This is a genomic window from Arenibacter nanhaiticus (genome assembly GCF_900141935.1).
Taxonomy (GTDB): domain Bacteria; phylum Bacteroidota; class Bacteroidia; order Flavobacteriales; family Flavobacteriaceae; genus Arenibacter; species Arenibacter nanhaiticus.
In genome coordinates this window covers 1-1,119 of the sequence record NZ_FQYX01000083.1, presented here as the reverse complement: position 1 = coordinate 1,119, position 1,119 = coordinate 1, and the positions used below count along the sequence as shown (strand labels likewise).

Below are 1,119 nucleotides of genomic sequence, written 5' to 3'. Positions count from 1 at the left end.
CTGCCGTCGGCTTTAGCCAGTGTCATTCGGTCCAAGAGTTTATTGGCCGTAAAATACATGGTTCTAAGTTCCTGGGAACATGCCTGGAACCCCAATGCACACGCTATAAACGATTTGCCCACACCCGTTGGTCCGGTTATGATCAGGTCCTTTGATTTTTTGAGCCAGTCCCCCTGTTGTAAGCGCAATAGCATATTTTTATCTATCCCGCGGGGCTGATTAAAATTGATCTGTTCAAAGGAAGCTTGTTGCTTAAACCGTGCTTGGCGGATCAGACGCTTCAGCTTCCTATTGTATCGGTCCTCGTATTCGGCTTCAACTAGGTGGGCGATAAGTTCATCTAGGGAGAAGTTCCGCTCCAGAGCGCTTTCGGTAACTTCGCGATAGGCCTGTGCAAAACCGTGTAAACGCATGGTGTTTAATTTTTCAAGAGTGGCATTTGTATTCATAAGCATATGATTTTAATTAAAGTTTTCTTTTCCTCGTATATTGTTATGGACAGGTAATTGGAATAGCTCAAGGGGTTCTTCTTCCACATCAAAAGTCTTGTTGTCGAGCATGTTCTTTATAAACTTGTATTGTAGGCAATTCATCTCCAGGGCCTTCTCACAGGCTTTCCGATAATGTGGTTCGGGATGTTTTTTGGCCAGGTTCAATAACCCCATACAGCTTCTGTAGGCCTGTTCCGGATGGGGACGGCTATCCAATATCTTGGCAATAAGCTGTTCCACTTCAGGTCCTTTGGAGCGGCCCCAACCAATAAAACGCTCCGAGGTCCACTCCGCTTGAAAACGGTGCTGGGAAGGGCGGTGCTCGCTCTTGGTAGTATACCCATAAGGTTTACGGTTACGCCGATGGAGTGCGATTCTTTCGTTATTGAAATAGGCCTCAACATACGAAAAGGTATAAATGACCTTTACCTTTTTGCCTGTATACTTAAAGGGGATGCTGTAGTAGTGTTTATCGTCCTTTAGATAAATATGATGATTGTACTGTACCTTTAGTTGACAGAAGTGTTTCAACTCATACAAGGTGGTCGGCAAAGGTTTTAATTCTTGCTTTTCTACCTGATCGAAAAGAGCTTGGCGGCTGTAGGATTTATGTTGAAAGTTCGTGTTA

The 1,119-nt window shown here is 44.3% G+C and carries 2 protein-coding genes; both read right to left on the bottom strand.

All coding sequences use genetic code 11. The features are described from left to right. Positions 1 to 449, bottom strand: a 449-nt coding sequence (locus BUA16_RS18175; protein ID WP_178338929.1) for an ATP-binding protein, incomplete at its 3' end; no start/stop codon positions are given. Positions 450 to 461: 12 nt separating this feature from the next. Next, positions 462 to 1,119, bottom strand: a 658-nt coding sequence (locus tag BUA16_RS18795; RefSeq protein WP_449371712.1) for a Mu transposase domain-containing protein, incomplete at its 5' end; no start/stop codon positions are given.